11 protein-coding genes and 1 pseudogene are annotated in these 17,829 nt (G+C 44.9%); 8 read left to right on the top strand and 4 right to left on the bottom strand.

The features are described 5' to 3' along the window. Positions 1-402: 402 nt before the first annotated feature. Complete coding sequence (locus tag QUA44_RS24595; RefSeq protein WP_333309982.1) at positions 403-1,149, bottom strand: LuxR C-terminal-related transcriptional regulator; 747 nt, start codon at positions 1,147-1,149, stop codon at positions 403-405. Between the two features lie 184 nt (positions 1,150-1,333). Between QUA44_RS24595 and QUA44_RS24590 the strand changes: the two genes are divergently transcribed. The 3 genes from QUA44_RS24590 (at position 1,334) to QUA44_RS24580 (ending at position 3,684) form a co-directional block, all read left to right on the top strand. Further along, positions 1,334-1,762, top strand: coding sequence for a DUF6220 domain-containing protein (locus QUA44_RS24590; RefSeq protein WP_333255257.1), 429 nt, complete (start codon positions 1,334-1,336; stop codon positions 1,760-1,762). 9 nt (positions 1,763-1,771) lie between these two features. Beyond that, the gene (locus QUA44_RS24585) at positions 1,772-2,200 is read left to right on the top strand and encodes an MAPEG family protein (protein ID WP_333255259.1); all 429 of its coding nucleotides are present in this window, start codon (positions 1,772-1,774) and stop codon (positions 2,198-2,200) included. A 515-nt stretch (positions 2,201-2,715) separates the two neighbouring features. Then, positions 2,716-3,684, top strand: a complete 969-nt coding sequence (locus tag QUA44_RS24580; protein WP_333255263.1) for an IS110 family transposase — start codon at positions 2,716-2,718, stop codon at positions 3,682-3,684. Between the two features lie 224 nt (positions 3,685-3,908). On the opposite strand, the gene QUA44_RS24575 is transcribed toward QUA44_RS24580, so the two are convergent. Continuing rightward, a complete protein-coding gene (locus QUA44_RS24575; protein WP_333255265.1) occupies positions 3,909-4,901 on the bottom strand; it encodes a Rieske 2Fe-2S domain-containing protein in 993 nt (330 codons plus the stop codon). 52 nt (positions 4,902-4,953) lie between these two features. Between QUA44_RS24575 and QUA44_RS24570 the strand changes: the two genes are divergently transcribed. Next, complete coding sequence (locus tag QUA44_RS24570) at positions 4,954-5,763, top strand: TetR family transcriptional regulator (protein WP_445243697.1); 810 nt, start codon at positions 4,954-4,956, stop codon at positions 5,761-5,763. A gap of 88 nt (positions 5,764-5,851) precedes the next feature. Here the strand turns inward: QUA44_RS24570 and QUA44_RS24560 are convergent. Further along, a pseudogene (locus QUA44_RS24560) lies at positions 5,852-6,960 on the bottom strand (IS630 family transposase). Positions 6,961-7,127: 167 nt separating this feature from the next. On the opposite strand from QUA44_RS24560, the gene QUA44_RS24555 reads away from it, so the two are divergent. The 3 genes from QUA44_RS24555 to QUA44_RS24545 all read left to right on the top strand — a co-directional run bounded on the left by QUA44_RS24555 (position 7,128) and on the right by QUA44_RS24545 (position 11,804). Next, a complete protein-coding gene (locus tag QUA44_RS24555; protein WP_333255267.1) occupies positions 7,128-8,474 on the top strand; it encodes an AAA family ATPase in 1,347 nt (448 codons plus the stop codon). Beyond that, positions 8,471-9,157, top strand: coding sequence for an HNH endonuclease (locus QUA44_RS24550; protein WP_333255269.1), 687 nt, complete (start codon positions 8,471-8,473; stop codon positions 9,155-9,157). The genes QUA44_RS24555 and QUA44_RS24550 overlap by 4 nt, the downstream gene beginning before the upstream one ends. A 616-nt stretch (positions 9,158-9,773) precedes the next feature. After that, positions 9,774-11,804, top strand: a complete 2,031-nt coding sequence (locus tag QUA44_RS24545; protein ID WP_333255271.1) for a bifunctional serine/threonine-protein kinase/formylglycine-generating enzyme family protein — start codon at positions 9,774-9,776, stop codon at positions 11,802-11,804. Positions 11,805-11,880: 76 nt separating this feature from the next. Here QUA44_RS24545 and QUA44_RS24540 read toward each other — a convergent pair whose 3' ends face one another. Next, positions 11,881-13,656, bottom strand: coding sequence for a DMT family transporter (locus QUA44_RS24540; protein ID WP_333255273.1), 1,776 nt, complete (start codon positions 13,654-13,656; stop codon positions 11,881-11,883). A gap of 667 nt (positions 13,657-14,323) precedes the next feature. Between QUA44_RS24540 and QUA44_RS24535 the strand changes: the two genes are divergently transcribed. Next, on the top strand, positions 14,324-17,659 hold the full coding sequence (locus QUA44_RS24535; protein ID WP_333255275.1) for an amino acid adenylation domain-containing protein: 3,336 nt from the start codon (positions 14,324-14,326) through the stop codon (positions 17,657-17,659). The last annotated feature ends 170 nt before the right edge of the window (positions 17,660-17,829 follow it).

Below are 17,829 nucleotides of genomic sequence, written 5' to 3'. Positions count from 1 at the left end.
AAAACAAATACCTAGTGTTTCCTTCTAGGGATGAAGATTATAAGCTCGATCTGATGTAGCGGTGAAAGATTGAGGCAATGAGTTGAGGTTGCTAGCGATCGTACTTTCGATCGCAATAACTCGTTGGAACTGATATCTTCCACGAGTTGCAATAACCCTTTCACGGGCGGGATCTCATGCCCACCCCACAAGAAAATTCACTTACTTTTTGTGGAACAGGTCGAAAAGCCTGTTAAGCGAGAAGGGTGAAATATTTCAGTTGAAACTGACTCAATAGAGTCTTTTCACTTTGTTTAATGTGCTGTTAGCTAGCTATCGCAATACCCCATACTTCAAAATTATCAGTAGAGCGATCGCTCTTCAATTCACGCTCGATCGCTCTAGGGGTTTCTAGCGTTAAGTTTATTGGTGGGTGTTCTGCATCAAGTTGGATGGAGACATTTTTACACTTGGCAAATTATATTTGGTTGCCGAAATCTGTGCAACCATTTCTGCACGAGACGAAACCTCAAGCTTACGGAACATTCGCTTCAAAGCTTGCTTCACTGAATTCTCAGTAATCCAAAGTTCCCTCCCGATTCCTGCGTTGGTTCGCCCCAAAGCAACCAATTCGGCAATTTGCAATTCACGAGGCGTTAGGCGTGAGGTCTGGAAAGGTTGGTGTTGCGATTCCCTACGGGATAGCTTCGCCGCGCGTACTGTTGCAGCCCAAACAGACAAATGCAAACTGATCGCACTCAAATCCGCTAGATTTTCTGTATCGAAAGCGGGCATTGACCGATCGCGCGTGCAACCCACTACACCCATTAATTGACCACGACTGACAATCGGCCCCGCCATCACGTGCCAATGATCGGGGCGGGGACAAATTATTGTCCAAACCTTGGGTGATGATGTCACTAATGCTTCATGGACAGGAGCATGACGCTCCACTAAATAACGTGCAACAGGATTATGTTCGATTGATAGCGCAACTTTCAATGTTTTCTGAAAATTGCTATCTGCTAAAGGAAGTCCATCGAAAAAAAAGATTCCAGATCGTTTAGCTGCAAAATACTCGCCGATTTTGGGCACGATTTGCGATCGCAGCTCTTGTTCATCCTTCACCTGGTCGATCGCTTCAAATAAAAGCTGCAAGGGACTTGTCATGCTCATGGTGTCAACCGATTTTAGATTTTAGATTTTAGATTTTAGATTTTAGAATTGACCCCACCTATGAATCCGGGGGCTTGTAACAAAATTGCTTGATTGTCAAAAAGAGTACCCGATCGAGGTCTAGAAGCATTGCAACACTCGAATTATATTATCCTTGTAAACTCCAAAGCAACTTGACATGATAACCAGTTTGGAAATAGAGCCTGATGGCACTCCCACACGTGGGATACTCATCAGCTTTTATGTGACTTCAATCATCTTTAATGTCTGCTTGATTGCTCAGTTATTAACGGTGGGAGTTGCCTACTTCAATAATCCTGCATGGTGGAATATTCATGTTTGGTTCGTGCGAGGGTACAGTGGGCTGTCATTAGTATTACTGGGATGGTCGTTAATAGCCCCCTTCTCACGCAGAATACGACATCTCGCCGCAAGTTTGCCAGTGCTGCTTGGACTACAATTTTCCAGCATTCATCTCACAAGTCCTCTTCACCTCGAAATACTCCATCCTTTCATTGGATTTACATTATTCTATGTTTCTTCAAGCCTTGTACATTCCATAGGGCGCACTTTCTCGCCCACCAACAATCATAACCATCAAATTTGAGAGGTAGAAATGACGCAAGATACAATTTTCAGTCCCTTCTTTGCAACAGTGTTTCTAACATTCTTAGTCTGGGCATATATGTACATTCGCCGTATCAGTTTTATCACCAGTAGAAAGCTCACCCAGAAAGAACTTGCTGTACCGGGTACACTGGCACAAATTTCCCCACCAAGCGTATCCAATCCATCGGATAACCTCAAGAACCTGTTCGAGATTCCGGTACTTTTCTATGCGCTTGTCCTATACCTGTTCATCACAAAGCAGGTGGATACAGTGTATGTGAACGCCGCGTGGGTATTCGTTGTGTTTCGTACATTGCATAGTGCTGTTCATTGCACATTCAATCTCATCATACTTCGGTTCTACCTCTACCTATTTGCCACGCTCGCGGTGTGGTTCATCGCGATACGCGCAGCACTTATCCACTTTGGCACGTAGGTACGCTATTACTGTGGGTCGATCGCTCTTCTATTCGGTGCGTTAGCGAAGCCCGCCCCTTGTATCTTAAAAGAGTGAGTTAGTCGATCGCCACGTCATTGATTCGATCATACCGATAATCAGGCGATCGTACCGACAAGTGGGCGCTCGAGCCGACAAGTGGGCGATGGTACCGACAATCAGGAGATCGTACCGACAAGTGGGCGATCGTACCGATGATCAGTTGATCGTACCGATCGACGAAGTGAATCTAAAGAAACAAGGAAAGTTTTGTAGAAACGGTTCTGTAACAGGCGAAAGTGTGAGCAAGAGGACATCAGAAATCGGTGAAGTTGGCCCGCCCCTTAGACTAAACAAGTCTGTTGTGTAGATAAGCTCCCATTACTGATGACAGGCGCACCAAGCACAGGCGGTATCTTAGGCTCTCGCTCTGAGCGAGAAAGCCTGCATTCACAAGGTTAGTATTAATTGCCTGTCAAGTTCTTTAATAGATCGGAGTACATGGAGAGCAAATAATGACAACAGTCTTAGGCATAGACATCAGTAAAAAAGACTTTTATGTCTCATTACTGACCGAAAGTCGTGCGACTAAACCCAAAAAGTTTACGAACAATACTCAAGGTTTTGAGAGTTTACATAACTGGCTCAAACAACAAAGTGTAGTCGAACTCCATGCTTGCATGGAAGCCACTAGCATTTACGGCGAAGCCTTAGCCGAATTCCTTTATGGGCTTGGCTTTCAGGTAAGTATCGTCAATCCGGCTCGTATTAAAGGGTTTGCCAAAAGCGAACTTCTGAGAACTAAAACAGACTCCGTAGATGCAGCACTGATTGCTCGTTTTTGTGCGGCGATGAAACCATCATTATGGACACCTACTGCACCCGAAGTCAAGGAATTACAAGCCTTGTTACGGCGACTCGAATCAGTCACAGAAATGATGACGAGCGAACAAAACCGTTTGGAAACAGCTACGCCAACAGTTGCTGCCCTTACCCAGGAACATTTGGACTATCTAAAACAGCAAGAACAACTAATCAAAAAACTGATTAGTGACCATTTTGACCAACACCCAAATTTAAAACAACAGCGCGAGCTGTTAACCTCAATTCCTGGCATTGGCGATTTAACAGCTTCTATATTATTAGCTGAAATTGGTGATGTTTCCGATTATGATAATGCTCGTCAATTAGCAGCCTATGCTGGTTTAACTCCCAGCGAACGTACTTCTGGGACTTCAGTTAAGGGCAAAACTCGTTTGTCTTGTACCGGAAACGTCCGACTGCGAAAAGCTTTGTATATGCCAGCGGTAGTGGCTATGCGTTATAACCCTTTGTTGAAAGCGATGAGTGAGCGATTATTGGGTCGTGGAAAGGTGAAAATGCAGGTAATTGGTGCTTTGATGCGGAAGTTGGTGCATTTGGCTTTTGGTATTTTAAAGTCCCAAAAGCCTTTCGACCCTAATTATGCGATCACTACCCCTTGACAGGTGAAGACAGTATCTACGGGGGCTACGCCAACGAAGAGGATCGCCCTTTTAGTTTTTAGTCTTAATTTTTCTTGTTTCTATACTTGGTAGAATACAATAGAATACTAACGGAGCATTCGCTTCAAACCTTGCTTCACAGAATTCTCAGCAATTCAAATTTAATTCCCAATTTTACTGCTTAAGCTATCGGTATGGCATGACGCTGAAGCCATCTTCAGTATCTACCTTGAAAGATTAGGCTCCTTCACATTTGGAAAGCTTTCAAAGTTGCGTCGTACCCAGTCCATCCCCACTTCATTATTGAGTTTAATTTTCTGAGGCGTATCGGGATAAATTTTTCCTAAAATATCCGCATCTTGATCCACGACAACTTTGCCAAAATTGAGATACGTCCCCCCCAACACCTTAAATATAGGATGCTTTGCTTGACCGAACAGCAAAATATAAGTCCGTGTTCGATTCTCGGATTCTGGTACGAATATATGACACTGTGCAGCTTTGCCGAATGGCATTTCTCCATGAAAAATTACTAGAGATGGGAAATGATTTTCTAGGTGTGCTTTAATGGTGCTGGGCAGTAGCAATAAATCTGGCTTTCTGAGCTTTTCTGCCAAGCTGTAAGGGGCAGTAGGCATATCGTAAAACGCATGGGATTGATGTCCTTCATCAATGAATTGATGAAATTCCACATCGGTAATCCTAAACAAGTCCCGGTGAGTGCCGTTTTGATGATTATAGTCGTGCATATTTAGCAGCATGGTCAGCAAATCCGTCTCGATACTGCGATCGGCGGTATGCCCGATGAAGTAGTAAGTTTCTGCGATTTCCTTGAGCACATTGGGAATGGGGACTTGCGGCTCGTATCCCCCATAAGACCAAATGAAGTCATCTTGAATAATCAGCTCTAACGGTTTTAGTAAAGGCAATGTTTTTTTATTAGATCCGGGTAATACGGTGCAGCCTTCAGCATCAAACTTCAGGGCATGGAACGGGCAGACGACACCGCTTGTGCGATCGCTTTCGGCTTCGCACCATCCTTCTGACAGCATTGCTCCCATGTGCGGACAGGCGTTGGGCAAGGCATGGATGGTTCCGGCAAGATCTTTCCACATCACATAGTCGGTGCCATACAAGGAAATTTTGCGAGGTTGGTTCGCTGCCAGCATCGACTTATGTGCCAACAACCAAGGTGCACCGGGAAGCATAGACTGCATGGTGTTCTCCTTTAGACATAAAATTGTGAGAGATTTGTCGCTTTTCTAGAATATGACAGAATATTCGCATTCGTCAAGCAGTTTGCGCCGTCAACCGAAACAGCAGCGGGGTAAAGAAAGAGTCGAAAAAATCTTGGATGCAGCAGCAGCAGTGTTTGACGAGGTGGGCTATTCCGAGGCGACTACCCATCTAATTGCAGCAAAAGCAGGGACAGCCATCGGTTCTCTGTATCAGTTTTTTCCTGATAAAGCTGCCATTTTTAATGCAATGGAGCTGCGTCATGCCGATCGCGTTAAGGCGATGTGGGCGCAGGCGAACACAGCGGAAATCGTTCAGTTACCGCTGCGCGAAATGATTTATACCCTGGTTACTGCTGTTGCAGAGATGTTTGAACAGCCTGTATCGCGGGTGGTGTTCGTGCAGTTTTATATAGCGCGCGAGATTTTCCAGTCGATCGATGAAAGTATGACTCAGGAAGCGATCGACTTTATGGCGAGTCTGTTGAAGCAAAGAAATCCCAGCTTGGGGGAGGCGCAATGCAGCCTGTTAGCGGAGGTTTGCGTTCACAGCAGTAATGCTGTCATTCTGTCGGCACTTCGCAACCGGGATCGACAGCATCGCCAACAACTGGTACAGCAGATTGAGGACTTGTTGGTGTCGTATTTAGAGTCGTATGTGGGGGAAGGTCGGTCAAGCAATGTAATGAAAGTAATGAAATGTCCTCATTGTCAATCGGAGCAGTTGTCCAAAAACGGTTATCGACGGGGGAAGCAGTGCTATCGCTGTAAGGAATGCGGCAAACAGTTTGTAGAGAATTCCAGGCGATCTACTATAGCAACCGCCACATCGATCTTGACATAAATAACTTCATGAATAGATCCCGCGATCCCTCGATCGAGAAACGGTTTGATTCGGGTACTATAGCGATCGCAAATCATTCGTAAATTAATTAAGGATTCGATCGAGCAGCAGTTCCATTGAGTGTTGGTTCAAAAATACCAAATTTGTGTAACTTGGGAAAGTCAAAGCTTTGTGACTGTATGGTAAAATTGAAGAACCATTTAACCAAGGAAAAAGAACCGATCCGATTCCCAAACTTTCTCACCCAAGTCTTGGCATGAAGCCAAATATCTTCGACTGGATTCTGCTCGCCTAGCATTAGGAGCAAACAAGACACAAGTTAAAGGCCATTCATCCCGCTCCTTACCTTGATTAATTTCTTCTAGGTAAGCTTTCATTTCTTTATATTTGTGATAGCTGGCTCCATCCCAAATAATCAAATGTCTAGCTTCGGGATTTAAAGATTGTAAGTCTTTTAAGAAAGCCACTGTATTCTCAGAATTTGCCGTTGCATATTCTCGCAGAACAAACTGTGAAAGTTAAATAATTTACTGCGCCATAATAAGTTTGTTTTTCTCTCTGATTTACCAGTGGTATTTCTATTCTCTCGTTGCGCCTTCCCCAAAGATAACCACAGACATCTCCCCACAATAGATGACACTCATCAATCAAATACACCACAAGCTTTCTCGATTCTATAGCCCAGCGGTGTTCTTCCAGAATCTCACAGATTTCTTGGTGCTTTTTTTTGACGAGTTCTTCATCACGTTTTGGATTCTTTTTTTGAGATTTTTTCCAGCTAATTCCCGCTGAATTAAAAAGTTGGTAGTAGCTAGTTTTTGATTGAAATTCAATCTGATATCGCTCGGCTATATAATTTGATAATTCGGATAAATCCCACTGGTTTTTATTGGTTAACCATTGGATGACTTCCGCTCGTTCTTCAGGCTTAAGTTGTCCCCGCGAACCCTGATGATTTAAGCGCAACCCTTCAATTCCATGCAACGCATAATTGATTTTCCACTTACTGATAAATGGAGATGATACTCCCAATATCTTTTGAATAGTTTCGCGGCGGACCCCTTCAATTAACATGCGGATAGAAGCAGCTCTTTTAAGTTCTCTTGGGTCGGGATTGCTGGCAATAAAATTTTCGAGTTCCAATAAAGCTTGGACTTCATGCTCCACAAATTTTTCTGCCGATTTCTTTTGGGACATCTCAACTCCTACTGAGATTTACGTCCTCATTATTATACATGATTGGTGATTTACAATTCATTTGCGATCGCTATATGTAACTGTCAACTGTCAACTCTCAACTGCTATACGATGATTTCTATGCTACAAATTACAAGCTGAATACCGATCGACAGTGGGACATTACCATGAGAATTGACCGAGTAGAAATCGAAAACTTCAAGAAATTTTCAGACTATACCCTTGACTTGCATCCCCAATTTACCTTACTAGTTGGGGACAATGGCACAGGTAAAACGACGATCCTGGATGCTTTGGCGATCGCGGCTGGAATTTGGCTGGTCAACTCCCCCGACACAACCCTCAACAATAGCCGCCGTAACATTCTTCCCTCAGAAATCCGCTTAGAAGCGATCGAATCCGACACCATCACCCAATTTATAGAACGAAAACCCGTCCAGATTAAAGCGATCGGCACGATTAACAGTCAGCCAGTCCAATGGCTCAGACAAATCAAAGCTAACGGCTCTAGAACCTCCAACACAGAAGCCAAACAAGCTCTAGAAATTATCTCCACTTTATTTCAACAGGTTGAAGCAGGCGAAAAAATCTGGCTACCCATCGTCGCGTACTACGGCGCAGGTCGAGCTTGGCTACCCTCCAACCAACGCGATCCCAAAGCAACTACCCACACCAGCCCCGCCCGCCGTTGGGATGCCTTCTATGACTGCTTTGAAGAACGGATTAGAATCGCCGATCTCCATACTTGGTTCCAGAAAGAAGCGATCGCTTCAGTCAATCGACAGGGACAAATGCGCCCTGGTTACAAGGTTGTAAAGTTTGCTATTTTGCGTTGTATTCCCAACGCAGATGACCTATGGTTTGACCCAGAGCGATCGGAAATTGTTGTTTCCATCCAAGGCAACCCCCAGCCCTTTAGTAACCTTAGTGCTGGTCAAAAAATGATGGTAGGTCTAATTGCCGATATTGCCATCAAAATCGTTACTCAAAATGCCTCTTTCCTAACCGAAGAGTCGGATATGTCTAGTCAAAAATCGCCTCTGATTTTGCAACAAACATCAGGGCTAGTCCTAATTGATGAAATAGATGTACATCTCCATCCGAAATGGCAACGTCAAGTGGTAGATGACCTCAAAACGACATTCCCATCAATTCAGTTTGTTTGCACCACCCATTCACCCTTTATTATTCAATCGATCGGTCAAGGTGAGTTGAGAAGCTTCGAGATTGAAGATATAGAGTTTCTAGAATACGAAAACCAATCGATCGAAGACATTGCCGAAGATATTCAATTGGTAGAAGTTCCGCAACAAAGTTTAAAGGCTCACGAACTAAATGAAGCCACAGAAAGATATTTTGAACTACTCCAAAACCCAGAAGAAAGCCACTCTGGGCAACTAGAAGCAGCAGAAGCAGCCTATCGCCAAGCAGTGGAACCCTTCTCCAGTAATCCTGGATTAAGTGCATTGCTCAAGCTGGAGGCAATGGCTAAGGCTAAGGAGAGATCCCAATGAGACCTGTGGAACGCGGAGTAGCCCCCAAAATCTATATCCGATATCAAGATGCGATTGGAGATCTTGAAGGACGATTAGGCATCTATTGCAGCTATTGCGAACGTAGTCTCCCTGTAGGTCTGGCAGTCGAGCATATTATCCCCAAAGTTTTGCATCCAGAGCTGGAAACTGAGTGGACTAATTTTTTATTGGGTTGTCCCAACTGCAACTCGGTTAAAGGCGATCGAATCGTTGAAATTGACAACTTTCTCTGGCCAGATCGTGATAATACTTTGCTTGCTTTTGTTTACTCAAAAGGTGGGTTTGTGCGGTTAACCGATAATATGAATAACCAGCAGAAAACTAAAGCGCAAGCATTGCTATATTTAGTAGGTTTACAACGGCATCAAGCCTCTGGTTGGGATAGGCCAGCACCAAGGGATAAACGATGGCAGCAGCGTGAAGAAATATGGACAGCAGCAGAAAAATGTAGAGATCTTTTTGAAACTTTAGATCGATGCGTTCAAGCTAGAGATCTGGTGCTGGAATTTGCTCAAAGCAAGGGTTTCTTTTCTGTATGGATGACAGTATTTGATAATTATCCCGATATGAAGAGAGAATTGATTAAATTGTTTCCAGGCACTGCCATGTCCTGTTTCGATTCAGATGGAAAACCGATCGATCGCCCAGCTTCGATAATCTAGGAAATATTGCTATTAAAAGAACTTCTGAACGAGCCTTTGAAAATGCGATCGAAGATGTCCTCCCAGGACCGATCGCCATTAGAGGGAGGAGGACGCATCCTTCTGTCAGCATGGCACCGAGGGAGAGACAAAACAGATGCTACACGTTGGCTTTGCCAAATCGTTGCAGAATGTTAAAGAAATTTTATTGTGTTTGATGAGAATGATTAGACTGAAACTATAGCAGTTCTCAGTAACATAAGGTACGCCTCTAGATGAGTCGATACAGATTCTGAACGATCGTAATGAATATGTACCAGATGGCAATCCAAATATCAACGAACATTTTTTCAGGCATCCCTCAAATTATAAGCTGCGGGTCAAGTTGGTTGCTAATTGCACTGAGTGCGTTGCTAAAATCGGTCGATCGCGCTGGCATTTTTGGCCCTCAAATCGCTTTCTTTGGATTAATTGACGTTTTAAATTCTGCCTTCTACTTTCTCCATTGGGGCTAAACAAGCGGGGGGTAATGCCCTCCCTATGGTCAATTGTCAATAATCAATTATTAATTGTTAATATTCCATGAGGAAGCGTAAAAGATATATCATAATCTTAACCGGATCATTTCTTCCCAGATATGTTCTACTGTTCTAATCCCAAGTGTTCTAATCCTTTCAATCCCGACAATTCTAAATTCTGTCAAAGTTGCGGAGCTCAAGGCCTCAACCCTCTATTCAGAAACCGCTACCGCGTGATTCGACTGTTGGGCGAAGGGGGATTTGGCAGAACTTATGAAGCGGTAGATACGGATCGCATGGACGATCCCTGCGTAATTAAGCAGTTTGTACCCCAATTTCAAGGAACCTCCGCACTTGAAAAAGCCACAGAATTGTTTAAGGCAGAAGCGAAACGACTTTACGAACTCGGTGAACATCCCCAAATTCCTCGATTAATTGCTTATTTTGAACAAGACAAGCGACTTTATTTAGTACAAGAGTTGATTGAGGGGCAAACTTTACTAGCAGAATTAACTCAGCAGGGTGTTTTTAGCGAAGAAAAAATTTGGCAGTTGTTGGCAGATGTACTGCCGATTTTGAAATTTGTGCACGATCGCAATGTCATTCACCGAGACATCAAACTTGAGAATATCATGCGCCGCCGCACCTCTGTTAGCTCATCCCTGCCAAAGGCGGGAAATTTTCGCAATTCAGCTTTCCGAAGAGGAGGGCGCGGAGAGTTAGTTTTGATAGATTTTGGCATTTCCAAACAAGTAACGGGCTCCCTGATGAGCAAAGTAGGCACGACGGTAGGAACGCCCGGATATTCGCCGGTAGAACAAATGCGCGGTCAAGTTTTCCCCGGAAGCGATTTGTACAGTTTGGGAATAACTTGCCTGAGACTGCTAACTCAATGTTTGCCAAAAGTTGATGGTTCCGATGACCTTTACGACGCGATAAATGGCAACTGGATTTGGAGAGAACGGTTGCCCGCCGGCACAAAAGTCAGCAGCGAGTTGACAAAAATTTTAGATAAGTTAATTGAAGATTATCTCAAAAATAGATATCAATCTGCTGATGAAGTAATCAAAGCTTTAAATCTCTATTCTTTACCTCCCCAACCCCCTTTTGTCCAGGGAGGACAACTTGCTTTAAATTCTGCTGTGACCAAGGGAGGCCCACTTGCTTTAAATTCTGCTATGACCAAGGGAGACCCACTTGCTATTAATACTCCGCTAAATAACAGCGGGCAAATTAATAGCAATATCTCTGTCAATAGCAGAGAAAAATCTAACACCAATCCGCCTCCGAACAAGGCAGCGCAGAGAATATCCGCTGTCAAAAGCACCTTTGAATTTCAGGTGGTGACAGTAGACAAGCGCGGGAAGCAAACTAATGTTAACAGCGGTCAAGCGCGTTTTTTTGAAGAACATCTTGGTAGCAGTACACTGCTGGAAATGGTATCTGTTCCTGGCGGTACTTTCCTCATGGGTTCTCCAAAAAATCGGGGTGACAGCGACGAAAAACCGCAGCACCCAGTAACTTTAGGATCTTTCTATATTAGCAAATTTCCCGTCACTCAAGCCCAGTGGAAAGCAGTGGCGGCGCTGCCGGAAATTAAAATATTTCTCAATCCCGATGCTGCCCGTTTTAAAGGTGCAAATCGACCTGTAGAAAATGTATCTTGGTACGAGGCTGTGGAGTTTTGCGATCGACTTTCTCGCAAAACGGGTAAGAATTATCGCTTGCCTAGCGAAGCCCAATGGGAATATGCTTGCCGGGGACAAACTACGGGGCCGTTTCACTTTGGGGAAACGATTACCAGTGAGTTAGTAAATTACAACGGGAATTCTAATTACGCTGATGCGCCGAAGGGAGTTTATCGCTTTCAAACGACAGATGTTGGCAGTTTTAAACCTAATGCTTTCGGATTGTACGATTTCCACGGAAATGTTTGGGAATGGTGCGCGGATTCTTGGCACAATAATTATAACGGTGCGCCTGCTGATGGTAGCGTTTGGGAGTCTGACGCGGACTGTTCGCTGAGGTTGTTGCGGGGGGGTTCTTGGAACGATCATCCTCCGAATTGTCGCAGCGCGTGTCGCCTTAGATATCAGCCGGATTGTAAGGCTAGTATTGTGGGTTTTCGAGTGGTTGTTTCTGTTGTTTAATCTTGTCTCCGCACAGAGAAACCCGGTTTCTTGAAGAAACCGGGTTTCTGAATGGCCGATCGCCCAAATTCTTGCCCTAACTAGCCTTCTTTTGAGGAGCGAGTATGCGTTCCACACTCATAGCAGCCACGCTCAACGTCACCACAGCCATGCCGAGAATTGCCACAGGCTGCAACTTCTCATTGATAATTAGAAAACCGAAGAGTGCAGTCATCGCCGGCCCCAAAGTGCCAATTACTGACGCTAAGGCTGCCCCCGCAAAGCGGATGGCAAAATTATTCAAAAGATAGCTAAACAGCGTCAGCACCCCTAAAACAACACCTCCCACAATCAAACCAGGCCAAACATTGGGGTCGATTTTAGGAGAAAAATTTTCCGACAGTGGCACCCACAAACTCAGGGAGGAAAATACAAAAATCGCGGCGAAATTAACTAAACTAAAAGGAATTGGGTGCAGCTTGCCCGCGGCCATTTGCGTCAGCAATACGTAACCTGCAAAGGTAATCCCAGAAGTCAGTGCCGCCGTGACTCCCACCCCGACATTGCCGCCGCCCGGAGCTTGGGCCGCAAAACTCGGCCACCCAGCTAAAATCAGACCTGCGGTAATCCCGACGATCGCGAAAAAGCCGACTTTGCTAGGGCGAGAGCCAAACAAGATCCAAGAACCTAGTACGGTGACGATCGGGTAAATAAAGAAAATCGTAATCGCAATCCCGGCTGGAATATTGCCGATCGCCAAATAAATCAAAACCTGAGACAAAAACAGAAAAAATGCGCTTCCTAAAACCTTGCTCCACAAAGCTCGATCGCCCGACTCAAACAACCGCCTAATATCTTTCCACACAGAAGGATACAGAAATGTCGCCAATATCGGCATCAAAGCCATCACCACGATCAGCCGCATCAACAAAATCAACAAAGAATTTCCAAAACCTGGAGTCACCACCCCCGGAAATTCAAACAACCCAAAAACCATCCGAGGATTTTTGCTTTTAATCAGAATTCTCAAACAAACATTAAACAGCGACAATACCACCGCCGAAGACAAAGCCAGCACCAAACCTGTCTGTACTTGAGAAGATGCTTTAACAGTTGCAGCAGGCGCTGAAGAAGGCTGTGGCACGGGTTCTCGTGGCGTTTCCACAGGTGTTGGCTGCAGAAATTGCGGGCGGACAGAATTAACAGAATTAGTTGATTCCTCGACATAAGAATCTTGAGCATCGAAAGGATTCTCAAGATATGCTTCTTCTTCTTCGAGTTCTTCCCTGATGCGGTTTACGAGATTTTGTAACAGCTCTTCCCCTTGCAGTTCCAGGGTTTTCATGTTGTTGAGCCGCACGGAAAGCTCGCTTTCGTAACTGGTTAAATCTTGTTCCAGCATCTGGAAACTGCGATCGATCCTTTCATCCAGCGCCGCCAGCAACTCCGAAGCTCGTTCGTCGTAGTTGCTCGGCGGCAGGGGTATCGGGAACTCGCCGCTGGGAATCGGGCTGCTGAGAGAATTCCCTGAGTTAGCGCTGAGTTCGTTGAACCGCTGCACCAACAAATCCTGCAAATTGTGAGCCAAAACTTGAGCCAACTGCTTCAGCCACAATTGCTGCTGCTGAATGTATCGCCCAGACAGAGATTCCATTTGCTGAGACTGCAATTTGCGATATTGCTCTCTCAGGCCTTCAATATCGTCAATCAAGTGATTTTTTTCAGTTTGCAGCCGTGTAATGTCTTGATTTAACTGGCCTTTGACATTTTCATGCAAAGCGTCCAGTTCTTGCATTACTGAGTGGAGGACTTCTTCTGCTGATTGTGCATCCTCTGGCTCGCCCTTTGACGAGTATACGTTCCGCTGCGCCATTAGCCTATAACCTCTAATTTAAACTGCACGTTCAGTGTTCTTAAGTATTTTGCCTGCATCAGGTCGCAAGTTTATAGTGAGTTGATCTAAAAGATTGCGAACACTGTTTAATCAATAGTAGTCGCTAAGCTAGAAATGTGAGAAAATTGCGTGAAGCAAAGCTATCCCGCTCTTAATCCCCCCAAGAACACTTTGTGCAATTAGAAATCATACTATAGCAATCCTCGCATCAGTTGTAAAAATATGTAGGGTAGTGCTAAGAGTGCCTACCCCAGCCTGCATCGGGGCAACCACGGGGGGTTTGCCCCTACAAGAATTACACAAATCATTGAGGATTGCTATACAGCTTGACCTCTCCACGGATTGCTCCCGGTAATTATCGCATCTAACTCACCCGATTGCACCCGAATCACCAGCCTCATGACCCCTTCTGCGACTAAATTTGATTGGGGGGTGGCACTCCTAGCCCCTCAACGGATAACTTGATCCTGCGGCCAGAAATCCGGTTTCTTTTGCCCGCCCTTCTCCCGCACTCCCGCACCCAGGTTTATTATATTAAAGGTTCCGATCTTTTGCTCGCGAAAGTTTTAAGAGACGATCGCACCGTCAAAAAGCCACCCCGCGCCATCAAAAAATTAACACATCCCATCCCCTAAGAGCAACAGATATGGCATCAGAAATTTATGACAATTCCTTTACAAACGATCGACAAAACCTAAATATTTCCTCCGAAGCCGAAGTGTTTGTCTTTCCGGCATCATTTGCCCAGCAGCGCTTATGGTTTCTCGACCAATTCGCACCGGAAAACCCTTTCTATAATGTAGTAACAGCACTGCGCTTAACTGGTTCCCTCAACTTAACAGCCTTAGAGCAAACCTTCAACGAAATAGTGCAGCGACACGAAACTTTGCGAACCACTTTTGCAGCGGTATCAGGTCAACCAGTGCAGATAATTTCTCCCGCTTTTAAGACTAATTTAAAAGTATTAGACTTGCAATATTTGCCGCCAGAACAACGGCAAACAGAAGCAAAAAAACTCTCCGCAGCAGAATCTCTTTGCCCTTTCAATTTATCCACCGGGCCGCTGATGCGAATCACCATCCTGCGGCTGACAGAAACCGAGCATATTCTATTGCTAAATATGCACCACATAGCTTCCGATGATTGGTCGATCGGGGTGTTAATTCGAGAACTGGAGGCAATCTATACAGCTTTGATAAATCAACAGCCATCTCCCCTACCAGAATTATCACTTCAATATGCCGACTTTGCCGAGTGGCAGCGCCAATGGCTGCAAGGTGAAGTATTAGAAACTCAGCTAGCTTATTGGCGGCAGCAATTGCACGGGATTTCGGCGTTAAATTTGCCCACAGATCGCCCTGCACCAGCTAGGCAAAATTATCGGGGGAAAACTCAATATTTAGAACTGCCAAAAAAGCTGAAGGACGCACTTTTAGCGCTCTCGCAGCGAGAAGGAGCGACTTTATTTATGACATTGCTCGCTGCATTTCAAACTTTGCTTTACCGTTACTCGCAACAAGAAGATATTGTTGTAGGTTCGCCGATCGCCAATCGCAACCGCAGCGAAATTGAAACATTAATCGGTTTTTTTGTCAATACTTTAGTGCTGCGAACAGACTGCTCGGGAAACCCGACATTTCGAGATTTTTTGGGCCGGGCGCGGGAAGTAACCCTGGGAGCTTACGCTCACCAAGATTTGCCTTTTGAGAAGCTAGTCGAGGAATTGCACCCAGAGCGATCGTTGAATCGCCACCCGCTGTTTCAGGTAGTATTCGGCCTGCAAAATGGGCCTGTGGACGAGCTAGAATTGCCCGAGTTAAAGTTGAGCTCTTTTCATTTAGAGACTCAAACAACCCGCTTTGATTTAGAGCTGCATTTGTGGGAAGCTTCCGATAAGTTTAGGAGCAGATACGGTGAACAGTGGCAAGATTCGGAAGGCCTGAGAGGCGTAGCTGTGTACAATACGGATTTATTTGATGAAGTTACGATCTGCCGGATGCTGAGGCATTTTAAAACGCTGCTGGAAAGCATTGTGGCTAATCCAGAACAAGGAATCGCTAACTTACCTTTATTGAGGGAGGATGAAGTGAATCAATTATTCAGAGAATGGAACGATACTCGGACAGATTATCCTCAAAATAAGTGCATTCATCAGTTATTTGAGGAGCGATCCCTGCAGCATCTGGAGGATGTCGCCCTAACTTTCGACAGCCAGCACCTGACTTACAGAGAACTCAACAGTCGCAGCAACCAACTGGCGCGCTACCTACAAAAACTGGGCGTGGGGGCGGAGGTTTTAGTGGGGCTTTGTGCAGAGCGATCGATCGACCTAATTGTCGGGATGTTGGCTATACTGAAAGCGGGAGGAGCTTACCTACCGTTAGATCCGAGCTATCCGCGCGATCGGCTAAACTTGATGCTGGAAGATGCTCAAGTTAAAGTATTGTTAATTCAGGATAAATTGATTGAGAATTTCAGAGACTTCTCACACTCGGTGATTTATTGCGATCGCGATTCCGAACAAATCGCCAAAGAAAGTGCAGAAAATCCCGCCAACACCATAACAGCAGACAACCTAGCTTACGTTATTTACACATCTGGCTCCACAGGAAAACCCAAGGGAGTTGCTGTCACCCACAAAGCAGTAAATCGGCTGGTACTCAACACCAACTATATAAAAATAGAACCTACCGATAAAATTGCCCAAGCATCAAACGCTTCATTCGATGCAGCCACCTTCGAGATTTGGGGAGCCTTGCTTAACGGCGCTCAACTCGTGGGAATTAGCACAAATATTACCCTTTCGCCTCATGATTTAGCCTTAGAACTGCTCCAACAAAACATCACCGTTTTGTTTTTAACAACAGCCTTATTTCAACAAATTGCTAGAGTTTTACCACAAGCTTTTAATTCGCTGCGCTGCTTGCTGTTTGGCGGAGAAGCGGTGGATATAAGATGGGTGAAAAAAGTTATAAAACACAATCCAACCACTAAATTAATTCACGTTTACGGGCCGACCGAAAATACAACTTTTTCGGCTTATTATGAGGTGCAAGACGTATCAGAAACCGCAACATCTATCCCCATCGGCCGCCCTCTTGCCAACACGCAAATTTATCTCCTGGATGCGGATTTGCAGCCGGTGGCGATCGGTGTTGCAGGCCAATTGTACATAGGTGGTGATGGACTGGCGCGAGGCTACCTCAACCAACCTGATTTAACGGCTGCTGCATTCATTCCTAATCCTTTTAGCAATAAACCTGGTTCGCGTCTTTATAAAACAGGTGATTTAGGTCGCTATCGGGTTGACGGCAACATAGAGTTTTTAGGTCGCGTTGATAACCAAGTAAAAATTCGCGGCTACCGCATCGAATTGGGAGAAATTGAAGCGGCTTTGTGCCAGTATCCACAAGTGCGCGAAGCAGTAGTAATTGTGAGGGAAGACATCCCAGACGATAAACATTTGGTAGCTTATGTTATTCCTGACGGCATCAATGAACAATCAGAAAGTCAAAATCTAAAATCAAGTGACTTGCGCCAATTTTTGAAAGAAAAGTTGCCAGCATATATGGTGCCTTCAGCTTATGCAGTGTTGGAGTCTCTGCCGCTGACGCCCAACGGTAAAGTCGATCGCCGAGTATTACCTAAGATAGATACAGATAGCGAAGATATAACAGAAAATTATGTAGCGCCTCGGACAGATCTCGAAAACGCGATCGGGAAAATTTGGGCTAAGGTTTTGAACAAACAGCAAGTTAGTATCTACGATAATTTCTTTGAACTAGGCGGGCATTCCCTGCTAGCAACTCAGTTGATTTCTCGCATTCGGGACGCTTTGCAAGTCGAGTTACCAGTCAGCAGTTTGTTTGAGGCTCCGACTGTGGCGAGTCTGGCAAAATACATTGAAACAATGCGCTGGGCCGCGAAAGGTTTGGATACTCCCAGAACAGACGCAAATGAGCGCGAAGATGTGGAATTTTAAAGCCGCCACAGCCAGAACCTACAAGGTTTTAACTCAATACCTTTGAGTTAAGCCCGATCCCCCCTAGCCCCCCTTAAAAAGCTATGCTTTATAACTGTAGTTTAGACTAAAAAATGATTGCAGCCAAAAGTAGCCGCCTTAGAATATCCGGCAAGCTGTTACTCAAAAAC

Source organism: Microcoleus sp. N9_A2, from assembly GCF_036701775.1.
In the GTDB taxonomy this organism is placed as follows: Bacteria; Cyanobacteriota; Cyanobacteriia; order Cyanobacteriales; family Microcoleaceae; genus Microcoleus.
Note: the sequence above shows the minus strand (reverse complement) of the source record. Positions and strands in the feature narration are given on the sequence as shown.

What these genes read in the sequence shown, in the direction of transcription:
- QUA44_RS24580 (WP_333255263.1), top strand. Translation starts at nt 2,716, where the DNA reads ATGACAACAGTCTTAGGCATAGACATCAGTAAAAAAGACTTTTATGTC.
- QUA44_RS24555 (WP_333255267.1), top strand. Translation starts at nt 7,128, where the DNA reads ATGAGAATTGACCGAGTAGAAATCGAAAACTTCAAGAAATTTTCAGAC.
- QUA44_RS24550 (WP_333255269.1), top strand. Translation starts at nt 8,471, where the DNA reads ATGAGACCTGTGGAACGCGGAGTAGCCCCCAAAATCTATATCCGATAT.
- QUA44_RS24570 (WP_445243697.1), top strand. Translation starts at nt 4,954, where the DNA reads ATGACAGAATATTCGCATTCGTCAAGCAGTTTGCGCCGTCAACCGAAA.
- QUA44_RS24545 (WP_333255271.1), top strand. Translation starts at nt 9,774, where the DNA reads ATGTTCTACTGTTCTAATCCCAAGTGTTCTAATCCTTTCAATCCCGAC.
- QUA44_RS24585 (WP_333255259.1), top strand. Translation starts at nt 1,772, where the DNA reads ATGACGCAAGATACAATTTTCAGTCCCTTCTTTGCAACAGTGTTTCTA.
- QUA44_RS24590 (WP_333255257.1), top strand. Translation starts at nt 1,334, where the DNA reads ATGATAACCAGTTTGGAAATAGAGCCTGATGGCACTCCCACACGTGGG.
- QUA44_RS24595 (WP_333309982.1), bottom strand. Translation starts at nt 1,149, where the DNA reads ATGACAAGTCCCTTGCAGCTTTTATTTGAAGCGATCGACCAGGTGAAG.
- QUA44_RS24575 (WP_333255265.1), bottom strand. Translation starts at nt 4,901, where the DNA reads ATGCAGTCTATGCTTCCCGGTGCACCTTGGTTGTTGGCACATAAGTCG.
- QUA44_RS24535 (WP_333255275.1), top strand. Translation starts at nt 14,324, where the DNA reads ATGGCATCAGAAATTTATGACAATTCCTTTACAAACGATCGACAAAAC.
- QUA44_RS24540 (WP_333255273.1), bottom strand. Translation starts at nt 13,656, where the DNA reads ATGGCGCAGCGGAACGTATACTCGTCAAAGGGCGAGCCAGAGGATGCA.